This window comes from Antarctobacter sediminis (assembly GCF_019218285.1).
GTDB classification, from domain to species: domain Bacteria; phylum Pseudomonadota; class Alphaproteobacteria; order Rhodobacterales; family Rhodobacteraceae; genus Antarctobacter; species Antarctobacter sediminis.
The window spans coordinates 494,621-508,356 of sequence record NZ_JAHUZG010000003.1; the positions used below are offsets into that span (position 1 = coordinate 494,621).

The 13,736-nt window shown below is 64.7% G+C and carries 13 protein-coding genes and 1 other RNA gene; 5 read left to right on the plus strand and 9 right to left on the minus strand.

The features are described 5' to 3' along the window. Nucleotides 1–23: 23 nt before the first annotated feature. The 5 genes from recR to KJP30_RS17390 form a co-directional block, all read right to left on the minus strand. Complete coding sequence (gene recR / locus KJP30_RS17370) at nt 24–623, minus strand: recombination mediator RecR (RefSeq protein ID WP_218450599.1); 600 nt, start codon at nt 621–623, stop codon at nt 24–26. 1 nt (nt 624) lies between these two features. After that, nucleotides 625–1,692 (minus strand): TraB/GumN family protein, encoded by a 1,068-nt coding sequence (locus tag KJP30_RS17375; RefSeq protein WP_218450600.1) that lies wholly within the window; start codon nt 1,690–1,692, stop codon nt 625–627. Nucleotides 1,693–1,695: 3 nt separating this feature from the next. Then, a complete protein-coding gene (locus tag KJP30_RS17380; protein WP_218450601.1) occupies nt 1,696–2,040 on the minus strand; it encodes a YbaB/EbfC family nucleoid-associated protein in 345 nt (114 codons plus the stop codon). A gap of 100 nt (nt 2,041–2,140) precedes the next feature. Further along, the gene (locus tag KJP30_RS17385; RefSeq protein ID WP_218450602.1) at nt 2,141–2,593 is read right to left on the minus strand and encodes a hypothetical protein; all 453 of its coding nucleotides are present in this window, start codon (nt 2,591–2,593) and stop codon (nt 2,141–2,143) included. Between the two features lie 85 nt (nt 2,594–2,678). Continuing rightward, nucleotides 2,679–4,427 carry a DNA polymerase III subunit gamma/tau gene (locus KJP30_RS17390; RefSeq protein ID WP_218450603.1) on the minus strand — a complete coding sequence of 583 codons (1,749 nt, stop codon included), beginning with the start codon at nt 4,425–4,427 and terminating at the stop codon, nt 2,679–2,681. 117 nt (nt 4,428–4,544) lie between these two features. Between KJP30_RS17390 and ypfJ the strand changes: the two genes are divergently transcribed. The 3 genes from ypfJ (at nt 4,545) to KJP30_RS17405 (ending at nt 7,881) form a co-directional block, all read left to right on the plus strand. Then, nucleotides 4,545–5,390: a KPN_02809 family neutral zinc metallopeptidase gene (gene ypfJ / locus KJP30_RS17395; RefSeq protein WP_218450604.1), complete on the plus strand. Its 846-nt coding sequence runs from the start codon at nt 4,545–4,547 to the stop codon at nt 5,388–5,390. 186 nt (nt 5,391–5,576) lie between these two features. Further along, nucleotides 5,577–7,106, plus strand: a complete 1,530-nt coding sequence (locus KJP30_RS17400) for an ankyrin repeat domain-containing protein (protein ID WP_218450605.1) — start codon at nt 5,577–5,579, stop codon at nt 7,104–7,106. 217 nt (nt 7,107–7,323) lie between these two features. After that, complete coding sequence (locus tag KJP30_RS17405; protein WP_218450606.1) at nt 7,324–7,881, plus strand: protein-tyrosine phosphatase family protein; 558 nt, start codon at nt 7,324–7,326, stop codon at nt 7,879–7,881. 53 nt (nt 7,882–7,934) lie between these two features. Here the strand turns inward: KJP30_RS17405 and ffs are convergent. Further along, nucleotides 7,935–8,034, minus strand: an RNA gene (gene ffs, locus KJP30_RS17410) — signal recognition particle sRNA small type. Between the two features lie 85 nt (nt 8,035–8,119). Between ffs and KJP30_RS17415 the strand changes: the two genes are divergently transcribed. Next, complete coding sequence (locus KJP30_RS17415; protein WP_218450607.1) at nt 8,120–9,214, plus strand: THUMP domain-containing class I SAM-dependent RNA methyltransferase; 1,095 nt, start codon at nt 8,120–8,122, stop codon at nt 9,212–9,214. Between the two features lie 238 nt (nt 9,215–9,452). Here the strand turns inward: KJP30_RS17415 and KJP30_RS17420 are convergent, their stop codons facing one another. From KJP30_RS17420 to KJP30_RS17430, 3 genes are all read right to left on the minus strand, one after another. After that, the gene (locus KJP30_RS17420; RefSeq protein WP_218450608.1) at nt 9,453–9,791 is read right to left on the minus strand and encodes a hypothetical protein; all 339 of its coding nucleotides are present in this window, start codon (nt 9,789–9,791) and stop codon (nt 9,453–9,455) included. A gap of 70 nt (nt 9,792–9,861) precedes the next feature. Beyond that, nucleotides 9,862–10,500 (minus strand): HAD family hydrolase, encoded by a 639-nt coding sequence (locus KJP30_RS17425; RefSeq protein WP_218450609.1) that lies wholly within the window; start codon nt 10,498–10,500, stop codon nt 9,862–9,864. 98 nt (nt 10,501–10,598) lie between these two features. Then, nucleotides 10,599–12,575, minus strand: coding sequence for a bifunctional 2',3'-cyclic-nucleotide 2'-phosphodiesterase/3'-nucleotidase (locus KJP30_RS17430; RefSeq protein WP_218450610.1), 1,977 nt, complete (start codon nt 12,573–12,575; stop codon nt 10,599–10,601). Nucleotides 12,576–12,761: 186 nt separating this feature from the next. Between KJP30_RS17430 and nudC the strand changes: the two genes are divergently transcribed. Beyond that, nucleotides 12,762–13,727 (plus strand): NAD(+) diphosphatase, encoded by a 966-nt coding sequence (nudC, locus tag KJP30_RS17435; protein ID WP_218450611.1) that lies wholly within the window; start codon nt 12,762–12,764, stop codon nt 13,725–13,727. Nucleotides 13,728–13,736 lie beyond the last annotated feature (9 nt).

Below are 13,736 nucleotides of genomic sequence, written 5' to 3' on the forward strand. Positions count from 1 at the left end.
GGCACAGCTGCAACGCTAACGGGTCACAGACGTTTGCGGGCGTTCAGCGCTGCGGTGATGGTGCCATCGTCGAGGTAGTCCAGCTCGCCGCCGATGGGCACCCCTTGCGCCAGAGAGCTTAGCTGGATGCCACGGTTTTCCAACTGGTCGGCGATGTAATGTGCGGTTGTCTGGCCGTCGATGGTGGCATTCAGGGCAAGAATCACCTCGCTCACGCCTTCGACCTCCAGTCGTTGGATCAGCTGCGGAATCCGCAGGTCTTCGGGGCCGACGCCATCCAGTGCCGACAGCGTGCCGCCCAGAACGTGATAGCGGCCTTTGTAGGTGCCACTGCGTTCCATCGCCCAAAGGTCGGCCACCTCTTCGACCACGCAGAGCAGGCCGTTGGCCCGGGTGTCATCGGCGCAGATCGAACAGATCTCGGAGGTGCCGACATTGCCGCAGTTCAGGCATTCGCGGGCGCGTTCGGCCACCTCGCTCATGGCTTGTGCCAGCGGTCCCAGCAGGATGGCGCGTTTGCGGATCAGGTGGAGAACGGCGCGCCGCGCGGATCGTGGCCCCAACCCCGGAAGGCGCGCCATCAGGTCTATCAGGGTCTCGATCGGGTTCGTTTCGCGCGCCATGTCAGAGCGCCTCGCCGGGCAGGGGCACGCGGGTCACGGTAAACCCTTCGGCCCGCAGCAGTTCGATCATGCCGTTTTCGCCAGGCAGGTGGAAATTCCCGACAGCGGCAAAAACGCCCCCCTCTGTCAGCGCGTCCCTGGCCGCTTTGACAAAATCCACATTGCGTTCATCCACCAGGTAGTCCGTCATCCGCGCATATAGCGCAGGGCCTTCGTTGCCCAGCGAAGCGGTCACCTGCGCATGGTCCCATGCCATCATCAGGCCCACCTGGCCGCTGCCATACAGCGCCAGCGCCGTGGCGCGGGCCTCGGGCGTGCCGCCGGGCATGAGGTAGATGGCATAGGTGCCGATGATCGCGCGGGCCAGATCCTCGTTTCCCGGGGTGTTCAGCTTGGCCGACAGGCGGGCGCTGTCCTCCAGCGGCAGAACGGGAATGCCGTGAATATGGGCAAGCGTCTGGATATAGCTGTCCTGCGAGGGCAGAACCCCGGCCGAGAAATCCTCGCAAGGGTCGTACAGCAGCAGTTCCGCCAAGGTGCCCAGCTTCAGTTCACCCAAGGCATCGCGCGGCCAGCCAAGCGCGCCCAGCCGGGTCACAAGATGCGGTTCGATCCGGGGGGGCAGGTCCAGATCGGCATAGGCGGTGACGCGGGCATCGGGGCGATAAACATCGTCGCCGCGCATATAGGCATCATGGCTGGCACGGTCCGGGAAGGTCGGGTCGATTTCCAAGGCAACGTGGCTGGCGCCTTCGATGGCCGTGGTCACGGGGGCAGGCAGGGTCAGGACGCTGCGGTGGCTGCTGTGCATGGTGCCCCAAAGATGGGACACCGCGCCAGCCGGGGATTCGATCCGCCAGAAACGGCCGGTGCCGTTGGGAATTTCGGCCGCGCGCCGTTCCAGTTCGTCCCTGCCCTCGGGGGCAAAGACCGTGTCATGGATTTCGATCCGGGGGGGAAAGCACAGCGCGCGCGTGGCCCATGCCTGCGCCTCGGCCCGTGGCGCATCGGCCAACAGGGCAAGGCAGGCCAGACCGCCGCAAAGCACACCCCGGATCATGCCGCGCATGGATCAGAACGGCAGCTTCATGTCGGCGGGCAGGCCCATCGACTCGGTCAGGGCGCGCATTTCCGACTGCGCGCGGTCGCTGGCGCGGGCCTGAGCGTCCTTGATCGCGGCAAGGATCAGATCCTCGGCCACTTCCTTTTCTTCGGGGACAAAGATGCTGGGGTCGATTTCCAGCGCGGTCAGTTCGCCTTTGGCGGTGGCGGTGGCCTTGACCAGACCGGCACCGGATTCGCCGACGACTGTCATATTGGCGAGGTCTTCTTGCATCTGGGCCATCTTGGCCTGCATTTCCTGCGCCTGCTTCATCATCTTGGCCATATCGCCAAGACCGCCGAGTCCCTTGAGCATCTACCTGTCTCCGCTGGATGGTTTGCGCGGTTATCGCAGGGGCGGGGCGGTGGGGCAAGGGGCTGACCCTTGCCCTGCCGTTCTCGGCGAAAGCGGGCCGTTACGGCGAGACCTGAGCCGCCTCGATCCGTTCGATCAACGCGTCAAGGTCCTGCGTGACAGATCCGGGGTCGCAGACCAGCGTCGCCAGAACCTCGTTGTCACGGGACACGTTGATGCCGCCGTCTTCGCCTTCGTACCACACCTCGTAGCCGTATGCGCCGTCTTCGGAACGGAAGGTCACCGATGCGTTCGGGACGCGGGTCATACCATTCCACGGAACGTAATAGATGCTGGCCATGTCCATCGACAGTTCCAGTTCCGGGGCCTTGCCGGGCGCAAAATAGCCATAGGTGGCCTGCATGCCGTCCTGCCAGATCGCATCACAGACCTCGACGGCCTTGGCACCGTTGTTGAACGTACAGGCGAACCGTTCGGTGCCATCGATTTCGCAGTATTGGCCGGCAAGCACGGGGCTGCCCAAAAGCATAAGAGCGGGAAGGATAGATTTCATAACGATCACCAAGTTTTAAAGTCACGACAAAATCGTCGTGCGAGACTTGGCATGGTTGGCGTCCTGCGAAAAGCCTGCCGTATGGTCACTCTTCCTCGAAGGGATCCCATTCGTCCTCGACCTCGGGCAGCGCTTCTTCCAGCGCTTCGGTCGCGGCTTCTTGCGCGGTGCGGATATTGGTGATCTTGGCCTTGGGAAAGGCGGCCAGCGCGGCGCGGACAAAGGGGTGTTCCTCTGCTTCGGCCTCCAGCGCCAATCGCGCGGCATCGCGTTTCTCAACCACGGTCAAGGCCTCGCAGCCGTTGACCAGCGTGACTGCCCAGCGATTGCCGGTCCAGCGTTGCAGGGCGCTGCCAAGCCGCTGTGCCAGATCCGGGGCGGCGTTGTCGGCGGGTGTGAACTCGATCCGGCCGGGTTGATAGGCGGCAAGACGCACCCCGGCTTCGATCTCGACCAGAAGTTTTACGTCGCGGTTGGTGCGGATCAACTCCAGCACATGTTCGAAGGTCGGGTAATGGGCCAGCGCGGCTGAGGCGGCAGGCGCAAGGGCGGTCACGGTGCCGCCCTGCGATGCCCCCGATCCGCGCGGCGCGCTGGCCTGCGGACCGGGGCCGGTGGCATAACCGCCGCCGCCGGGGCCTCCGCCCGGACCGCCAGTAGGCGGTGGGGGCGGGGGGCTGTCCTGCAATTTCCGCATCAGTTCCTCGGGAGAAGGACCTTCGGCCACATGAGTCAGGCGGATCACCGCCATTTCGGCAGCCATCATGGCCGAGGGGGCATTCGAAACCTCTTCGATCGCTTTCAGCAGCATCTGCCACGCCCGTGCCAGCGCGCGCATCCCCAACCCATCGGCAAAGGCCTGACCGCGCCCGCGTTCATCGGGGGAAACTGTGGGGTCCTCCGCCGCCTCTGGCGTGATCTTGACCACCGAAATCCAATGCGTCAGTTCGGCCAGGTCGCGCAGCACCGCCAGCGGGTCGGCCCCGTCGGCATATTGCGCCGAAAGTTCCTCCAGCGCGCCCGCCGCATCGCCGCGCATGATCCGTTCGAACAGGTCCATGACCCGGCCCCGGTCGGCCAGCCCCAGCATGGCGCGCACCTGATCGGCGGTGGTTTCGCCCGCACCATGCGAAATGGCCTGATCCAGCAGCGAGGTCGCATCCCGCGCCGACCCTTCGGCCGCGCGTGTCACCAGCGCCAGCGCATCATCGGTGATTTCGGCACCCTCGGCCGTCGCGATCTTGCGCAGCAGGCCGATCATGTCCTCGGGCTCGATCCGGCGCAGATCGAACCGCTGGCAGCGGGACAGAACCGTGACCGGCACCTGCCGGATTTCTGTGGTGGCAAAGATGAATTTCACATGGCTGGGCGGTTCTTCCAAGGTCTTGAGCAGCGCGTTGAAGGCGCTTTTCGACAGCATGTGAACTTCGTCGATGATGTAGATCTTGTAGCGTGCGCTGGCCGCCCGGTAGTGCACGCTGTCGATGATTTCGCGGATGTCGCCCACCCCTGTGCGGCTGGCGGCGTCCATTTCCATGACGTCGACGTGGCGACCTTCCATGATGGCGACGCAATGTTCGCACTGACCGCAAGGATCGGTCGTCGGGCCGCCCTGTCCATCCGGCCCGATACAGTTCATCCCCTTGGCGATGATGCGGGCGGTGGTGGTTTTCCCCGTGCCGCGAATCCCTGTCATGATAAAGGCTTGCGCAATGCGATCGGCGGCAAAGGCGTTTTTCAGTGTCCGCACCATCGCGTCCTGCCCGACGAGATCGGCAAAGGTTTCGGGGCGGTACTTGCGGGCGAGCACCTGATAGGCGGGCGAGTCGGTCATGAACGGTCCTTTTGGCGGCCTCTGGAAGCTACCGGTTTGGCCGGGGGGATCGCAAGCCGTTCACGTGCCCCGGGAACCGATGACGCCGCGCCGGGGTTGAAACAGCAGGAGGGCCATATGCGACTGAGACATGTAAAGCGCAGCCGGAACGTCGAGGATCGTCGCGGACGGGGCGGCAAGGCGGCCGGCCTTGGCGGTCTTGGCGTGGGCGGCGTGCTGTTCGTTCTGGCCATCGGCTATTTCACAGGCATCGACGTCACGCCCCTGCTGACCGGTGGCCAGCAAGGCCCGCAATCCAGCACCCCGCGTGAGCTGACCGAGGCCGAGCGACAGGCAGGCGATTTCAGCGCGCAGGTGCTGGCCACCACCGAAGAGGTCTGGGGCGGGATCTTTCCGCAGGCCTTTGGCCGCGCCTATGATCCGCCTGTGCTGGTGTTGTTTTCCGGCGTGACCTCCAGCCCCTGCGGCGGGGCTTCGGGGGCCACCGGCCCTTTCTACTGTCCCGCCGATGAAAAGGCTTATCTGGACACGGCGTTTTTTGCGACCATGCGGTCGCAGCTTGGGGCCGGGGGCGATTTCGCGGCGGCCTATGTCATCGCGCATGAGGTGGCCCATCATGTGCAGAATGAACTGGGTATCCTCGGGCAAGTGAATGCCGCCCGCCAGCAGGCCAGCCAGCGTGACGCCAACGCCCTGACCGTCAGGCTGGAATTGCAGGCCGATTGCCTCAGCGGCGTCTGGGCGCGCAACGTCGAAGGGTTGATGGAAAAAGGCGACCTGCAAGAGGCGCTGAACGCCGCCCGCCGGATCGGGGATGACTATCTGCAACGACGCGCCGGGAAGGTTCCGCAGCCGCATACCTTTACACATGGCACCTCGGAACAGCGGCAACGCTGGTTCGCGCGCGGCTTTGATGCGGGTGATCCGAATGTCTGCGATACCTTCGACACGGATCGGCTGTGATGCAGATCAGGGGCCGCGAGGCTTGATTTCCGCGCCCGGACACGGCAAGCCTGTGGCAGGCCGTTCACCGGCGGCCTCCTGATCCGCGGAAAGCGCCTGCACCGGTTCCCGACGAAGAAATCCGACACCATCGGTTTTCTCTGGCCCGATACAGCGGATCGCGGGCCGTGACGGAGGAACCCGATCATGACCGAGCTTTCCCTCGATTCCCTGCGCTTCGAAGCCAAACGCCTGCACCGCGCCTTTATCGCGCGTGAGGTCTGGGCCGTGCAGCGCCTGCAACAACACCCGCCCAAGCGCGCCGGGGATGCCCTGCGCCGCGCGGATTTCCTGCATGTGATCGCGCAGGAAAACGGTTTTGCCAGCTGGCCGCGCCTGAAACTGGCGGCGGAAACCACCGGTCTGGACCGTGCGGCCAGACAGCAGCGCCTGAAAGTCGCGTTGTTCCACGGCCAGAACGCAGTGGTCGAAACCTTGCTGGCCGATACACCGGATCTTGCCGACGGGTTGTTCGGCCTCGAATGCGCCCTTTATCGGCGCGAGGCGGTCGCGGCCGCGCTGGCCCGCGATCCCGAACTGGCGACCAAACGGCTGGGGCCGCGAACGCCGATCCTCCACCTTGCTTTTTCTCGCTGGCACAAGGCGCGCCCGGACCTGCGCGAGGACATGCTGGCGGTGGCCGAGATGCTCTTGGCGCACGGGGCCGATGTGAACGACGGCTATCCCTTTGCCGAGGGGGACGATCACCTGCTGTCCGCGCTTTATGGCGCCATCGGGCATGCGGACAACATGACTCTTGCGCGCTGGCTTTTGGACCAGGGCGCCAATCCCAACGATGGCGAGTCGCTGTACCACGCGACCGAACTGGGTCATCACGACGGGCTGCGGATGTTGCTGGAGGCGGGGGCCGATCCGCATGGCACCAATGCGCTGCTCCGCGCCATGGACTTCCACGATCACGCGGCCGTGGTGCTGTTGATTGAACACGGGGCAAAGCCGGACGACTTCAACGCGGCCGAAGTGGGCGGCGAACAGCCTTGGGTCGTGCCCGCCCTGCATCAGGCGGCGCGCCGGGGCTGTGACCGGCGCATGGTCGAGATCCTGCTGGACGCCGGGGCCGATCCGGCCCGTATCTGGCAAGGGGCCAGCGCCTATGGCTTTGCCCGCGTTCACGGCAACCGCGCAGTAGCGGAGGCGATCGAGGCACGCGGTGCTGTCGTTCCACTAACACGCGAAGAAACCCTGTTGGCCGGAGCTGCCGAGGGTCAGGACAGCAGCGGTGCCTATATCGACCCGGCCATCCTGCCCAAAGCCTATCGCAACATCCTGCGCGAGATCCTGCACCTGCCGGATCGTCTGCCGCAGATGCGGCGGCTGGTGGCGCTGGGCCTGCCTTGGGATCAGCTGGACAGCATGGGCGTGCCCCCGGTGCAGGCTGCCGGGTGGGAGGGGCTGCCCGAGGTCATGGGCTTTTTCCTCGATCAAAGACCAGACCTGTCCCATGTCAACGGCTATGGCGGCACTTTGTTGTCGACCATCCTGCACGGGGCGGAAAACGCCCCCGACCGCGAAGGGCGTGATCATGTCGGTTGTCTGGAAATGGCCCTGACCCACGGGGTTGCCCTGCCACGGCGCGAAATCGGATTCGCGGCCCGCGAGGACGTCCGTGCCTTTCTGGAGGATTGGGCCGAGTCGCACCCCGGACAGGTTGTCTGACGCCGGTCCGCGCCTTCGGGCGCGGGCCTTTGCGTGGCATTCTGAACGCACCACGTGAAAAACCGTCTCCAACTGTCCCGATTCTGGCGGGATTCGCCCGGTTTGCCCCTGTCGAATCGCTAGGCCGACCGGGGACCGCGTGTATTATCCCCAGTGGCGGAAATCCGCGACCGTGGGGGCGGTCGGGGCGCCGTCGCTGCCACTGGGGAGACACCGAATGGTCGAGGATGAGCAGATAACAGCCGGCACCGCCGGGTCTGTCGTTCTGCATGTCCTGCCGGTGGGGGGCGGTATCGTCGCCTTTTCCCCTCTGCCCGGCGCGAGAGGCGACTATCGCGGCGATCTGGACCACCTGTCCAGCTGGCGTCCCGCTATGGTGATTTCCCTCGTGACCCCGTCCGAGATGCTGGATGCCGGAGCGCAGTCGCTTGGTCAGGACATTCAGGACAAGGGCACACGCTGGATTCACCTGCCGATTCCACGCGGCGAAGCGCCCAGTGCCGCGCTTGAGGAAACATGGTTCACGGTCAGCAAACAAGCACGCAAGGCGCTGTTGGGTGGCGGGCGCGTGATGATCCACAGCCGTGACGGACGCGGGCGCGCCGGCATGTTGGCCCTGCGCCTGATGATCGAAGCGGGGGAGGCCCATGATGAGGCGTCGGACCGGCTGGCCGCGGTACAGCGCGGCATCTTCCTTGAGCCGTGGCAGCGCAACTGGTCCTTTGCCGCGCAACGCGATCCGGTGCCATTTGTGCGCCACGCCCGGTCTGGCTGAGGTTTTTTCTGGCCTGGAAACGGCAACGGCCCGGCGCAAAGCACCGGGCCGATTGAGGTGAGAGATTGCAACGACCCAAGCGGGGCTCGTTACGGCTGCTTCCTTCCGGACCTGACCGGGTTGGCGAGGCGCCTGCCCGCACAACCTCTCGACCCTCTATTTAGGCCTCCTGCGCGGAATTTGCAATGGGGGGCGATGTGCTCTCCCTTTCGGGGGAATTGGCCGCTATGACAGCGTGATGGACGAGACATTCGAGATATTCGCAAGCGTGCCCCCGGGGCTGGAACCGATGCTTCTGGCCGAGGTGCAGGAGGCGGGATTCGCCGGGGCCGCGCAGGTGCCGGGCGGTGTGACCTTCGCCGGCGGCTGGGCCGAGGTGGCGCGGGCCAACCGTGACTTGCGCGGCGCAGGCCGTGTGCTGGCACGCTTTGCCAGCTTTCGGGCGATGCATCTGGCGCAGTTGGACAAGCGCGCGCGCAAGCTGGACTGGGCCGGGATCCTGCGCCCGGATGTGCCGGTGCGGGTCGAGGTCAGCTGTCGTAACTCGAAGATCTATCACGACCGCGCGGCGCGGCAGCGGGTGGAACGGGCGATTGCCGAAACCGTCGGCGCGCCGGTCTTGACCGAGGCCGCGGACGAGGCGGTGCGGATCATGCTGCGGATCGAGGATGATCTGGCGGTGTTCTCGGTCGATACCTCGGGTGAGCCGCTGCATCGGCGCGGGCACAAGCAGCAGGTCGGCAAGGCCCCGATGCGCGAAACGCTGGCGGCGCTGTTCCTGCGGGCCTGTGGCTATGACGGGTCGGAAACCGTGATCGATCCAATGTGTGGTTCTGGCACCTTTGTCATCGAGGCATCGGAATGGGCGGCGGGGCTGGCCCCGGGGAGGGCCCGCAGTTTTGCCTTTGAAAAGCTGGCCGTCGCGGTGCCAGAGGCGCCGCGTCAGGCGCGGCGCGGGGTCACTGCCCAGTTCCACGGATCCGACCGGGACGACGGGGCGATCCGCATGAGTCTGGCCAATGCCGAACGGGCCGGGGTGGCGGATCTGTGCGATTTCAGCCGCGCCGCGGTCAGTGATCTGGTGCGGCCAGAGGGGCCGCCGGGGCTGGTCATGGTGAACCCGCCCTATGGCGCACGTATTGGCAATCGCAAGCTGTTGTTCGCGCTATACGGCACGTTGGGCGCTGTGTTGTCCGAGCGGTTCACAGGATGGCGGCTGGGCATGGTGACTTCGGATGGGGGGCTGGCCAAGGCCTCCGGGCTGAGCCTGACGGCGGGGCCACCGGTCAGTTTCGGCGGGCTGAAGGTGAAGCTGTATCAGGCGCGGTTGTAGCCACTGTCCAAGCGTGGGCAGATTAGGGTGCTCTGACTCACCACCAAGATGACCGGGCCAGTTTCGGAGCGCCATCGCTTGCGATACCTGAGACCTCCGGCGGTCTGCATCAAGGGCGCTTGCAGCGCCGCCTGCGGCGGTGAACCCTTGACCCAGACCCCCGGACGCCTCTTGGACGGTATCGCGACGGCGGCTCCGCGAAGATGGCCCTTGCCGGGATCCGGCTGCGGCGCGGGGTCTATTCGCGGACGAGACCGCCCGGGCAGAAGAAGCGGGTGTACAACCCGTAGCAGGTGGCCGTCATCTTGTAGCCCTTCACATCGACGCGGGCATACAGGTAGCGGTCGTCGTAGGTCAGGTCGATGCCCTGCATCAGCAGGTCACCGCAGGCGCGCGGGTCGGTGCGGCAGAGCAGCAGCGCCGCCGCATCCAGACCGGATTTTCCGTCCAGACCTTCGTTGACGATGGCGAGTTGCAGTTGCTGGCGCAGTTCGGCCTCGGCGGCTTCGGGGCCGGGTTTGGTGACAAAGGCAGCGATCAGCGCCATGGCCAACATGCCGAACAGGAAACGGAACATCGCGGCCCCCTTGAATTTCACGCAACTGACTATGCAGTAGGCGACCGGCCCGCGGCACGCAACAAGGGTTTCAGAACAGGCCGGCCATTTTCGCCCCGCCCAGCAGGTCCTCGGCCATATGATGCGCATAGCGGCCTGAAGGCGGCACCATGTCGGCCACCTGAACCACGGTCATCCCGGCGGCAAAGGCGGATTCGGCGCCGGTGTTGCTGTCCTCGAAGGCCAGACAGCGGCGGGGATCGGCCCCCAGCCGTTCGGCGGCAAGAAGATAGGGATCGGGGGCCGGTTTCGCCCGGCTGACGCAATCGCGGGTCACAACCACGTCGAACCGTGGCGCGAGACCGGATTGTGCAAGTTTGTGCAGCGCCCCGTCACGCCCAGAGGAGGTGGCGATCGCACGCGGCATGTTGCGTTCGGCGAGGTGCAGGAGAATCTCGGCCGCGCCGGGTTTCAGCGGGATGCCCGATGCGGACAGGCGACGGCTTTCCGCCTGCCAATCGGCGCCTATGGCGTCAAAGTCCCGGTCGCCGAAATGCTCTTGCAGGATGGACCGGCCGGTATCCACGGCAGTGCCGACGAGACGCAGGAAGATCGCTTCGCTGAGGTCGAGGCCATGCCGGGCCAGCGCCGCGCGGCCCGATGCAAAGGCGAGCCGTTCGGTATCCAGCAGGGTTCCGTCCAGATCAAAGATCACGGCGTCATAAGGCATTGCGGCTCCTGTCGCTTGGTTGCTGCCGGGGTACAATGGAAACGGGCGGCCCGAAAGCCGCCCGCTGTCACGAGTTATGTCGCAGTCTTGCAGGCTGTTTACAGCTGGATGCGGAACAATGCGAAACCGTCCGCGCCTTCGCCTGCGTCCTCGATCTGAACCGCCTGCACGTCATCCATGTAGTTGCGCGCCTTGGGGCCGGTTTCGAAGACGACTGTGGTGCCCTCCATCGGCTTGAAGTGCCAGTTGGCATCCGCCGCCGGGTTGATGGTGCCCTGTTCGACGATGTAGCGCACGATCACGTCGCGGTTGGTGTCCGGTGCCTCGAAGATGATCGTGTCGCCCATGGCACCCGGGAAGCTGCCGCCGCCGGACGCGCGGTAGTTGTTGGTGGCGATGATGAATTCCATGTCATCGGTCACCGGCTGGCCATTGAACATCAGGTCCACGATGCGGCTGGCCTCAGGGTTTTCCAGCTCGCCCTTGGGACCAAAGCGCGACGGCTGGCTGAGGTCGATCTGGTAGGTCACACCGTCGATCACATCGAAGTTGTAAGACGGGAAGGCCGCGTTCAGCAGCGGCGCGTCCTGCGCGCCCGGCGTCACCTGATTGAACATGCCGGCGGAGCGTTCCAGCCAGCCCTTGACCTGCGCGCCCGTCACCTTCACCGCGCGAACGGTGTTCGGGTAGAGATAGAGGTCGGCCACGTTCTTGATCGCCACGGCGCCGGGGGCGACATCGGTGTAATAATCGGGGCCACCGCGACCACCGGCCTTGAAAGGCGCGGCGGCGGAAAGGATCGGCAGGCTTTCGTACTCGGTGCCCTTCATCATCTGTTCGATGTACCATTTCTGGGCGATCGAGACGATCTGGACCGAGGGATCATCGGCCACCAGAGCAAAGTAGCTGTGCAGCGGGGCCGAGGTCTGGCCCACGGCGCGGCGCACATAGGCCAGCGTTTCCTCGTGGTCGGTCTGGGTGGCGTCCAGCACCGGCTGGTAATCCTCGACCAGCGCGGTGATCGAGCGATCCTCGTTCCGCTTGGAGATCGGGCGCGATTCCGAGGTGGTGGTGACCACACGCCAGCTGTTGCCGTCGCGTTCCAAGAGCAGGTCGATCAGGCCCATGTGCGAGCCCCAGAAGCCGCCCATGACGGCGGGCTTGCCGTGGATCGTGCCCTTGTCCACGTCGACGGCGGCGAAATCCGCATAGGTCGGCGAGGGGAAGACAAGGTGCGAGTGGCCAGTGACAAGCGCGTCGATCCCGTCGAGCGCCGCCAGCGGCACACTGGCGTTTTCCATGCCGTCGCTGTGATCGGCCGAGCCGATGCCCGAGTGCGACAGGGCGATGATGAGATCTGTGCCCTGTTCCTGCATTTCGGGGATATAGGCCTTGGCGGTTTCGACGATGTCGCGCGCCTCGACGTTGCCTTCAAGGTGCTTGCGATCCCAGTTCATGACCTGCGGCGGGGTAAAGCCGATGACGCCGATCTTGATCGGGTGTTTGGTGCCGTCGCCCATCTCGATCTCGCGGTCGAGGATCGTGTAGGGCTTGACCAGGGTCTCATCCTCACGCGCGGAGGCACCTTTTTTCTTGGCCAGGTTGGCAAGAACGACCGGGAAGTCAGCGCCGGCCAGCGATTTCTCAAGAAAGCTGAGGCCGTAGTTGAATTCATGGTTGCCCAGGGTGGCGACATCATAGCCCAGCGTGTTGAAAGCGGTGATGATCGGGTGGCTGTCGCCGTCGTTCATGCCGCGTTCATAGGCGATGTAATCGCCCATCGGGTTACCCTGGAGAAAGTCGCCATTGTCCACCAGCAGCGAATTCTTCGCCTCGGCGCGGATGCCATTGATGATGGACGCGGTGCGCGACAGGCCGACGGTGTCGACAGGGCGGTCCGAGTAATAATCATAGGGGTGAACGTGGACATGGATGTCCGTCGTTTCCATGATCCGCAAATGCGCCTGGTTCGAGGCAGCATTGGCCGAGTAAGGGTGCAAGGTGATCAAGGCGGCCCCGGCAGTGGTGCCCGCCAGGAACTGGCGGCGCGATAGTTTTGTGTTCGGGAAGGACATGGGAAACCTCTAGTGTTCGATTCAGGAGCTTCCCATGCACTTCTTTCCTGACAGTCGCATGACAGTCCCGAAATTCAAGCCTCAACTGTAGCGTGTATCTTGATGTTCCGCTACGGCATTTCGGCTTGCCGGTTTGCATCCCCGGGCGACACGGGGCAGGTTGCGCCAACAATGAATGAGGGCGCCATGCGGCACGCGGAACAAGTGACATTCGGAGGTTCAGGGCTGGACCGGGCGGCAGAACTGCGTGGGGACATCGGTGCCCTTGCGGCAGCCATGCAGGATGCGCGCTCGCGCACGATCTTGATGTGGCGCGGCAAGCCGCTGGTGACCGGGGATGATGGCATGACCCTGCTGCGCCTGCCGCTGGATCACCCGATCCTGTCCGAGTCTGACAATCCGCCAATCCTGTTGGGCCGCGAAGAGGGGGCGGCTGTCTTTTGTCATGACATCTCGCGTTGGACCCCGGATGATTTCGACGCAGAGGCACAGGCCAGTTTCCTTGATCCCAGCGAATATGTGCATCCCGGCTGTCCCGAAGGGCGTTTTGCCGAAATGCGCCGCATCATGACATGGCTGACACCGCGCGATGCCGAACTTGCCGCAACGGCCAAGGCGGTGCATGGCTGGCACGCCTCGCACGGCTTCTGTTCCCGCTGCGGCGCAAGATCCGAAATGCATCAGGCCGGGTGGCAGCGCATCTGCCCCGCTTGCGGCGCGCATCATTTCCCGCGCACCGATCCTGTGGTCATCATGCTGATCACGCGGGGCAATCGCTGTTTGATGGGGCGCTCCCCCGGATGGCCCGAGGGGATGTATTCCTGCCTTGCCGGTTTCGTCGAACCCGGCGAAACCATCGAGGCGGCGGTCCGCCGTGAAACATGGGAAGAGGCCGGGATCCGTGTGGGTGCAGTGCGTTACCTTGCCAGCCAGCCATGGGCATTTCCGGCCTCGTTGATGTTCGGGTGCCATGGCGAGGCGCTGGACGATCAGATTACAATCGACCCTGCAGAGCTGGAAGATGCGATCTGGGTCACGCGCGAAGAGCTTGCCCAAGCCGCCGCAGGCCAGAACCCGAGGTTGATGCCCGCACGAAAAGGGGCAATTGCGCATTTCCTGTTGCGTAACTGGATGGCGGATAGACTGGACTGACAGGTCTAC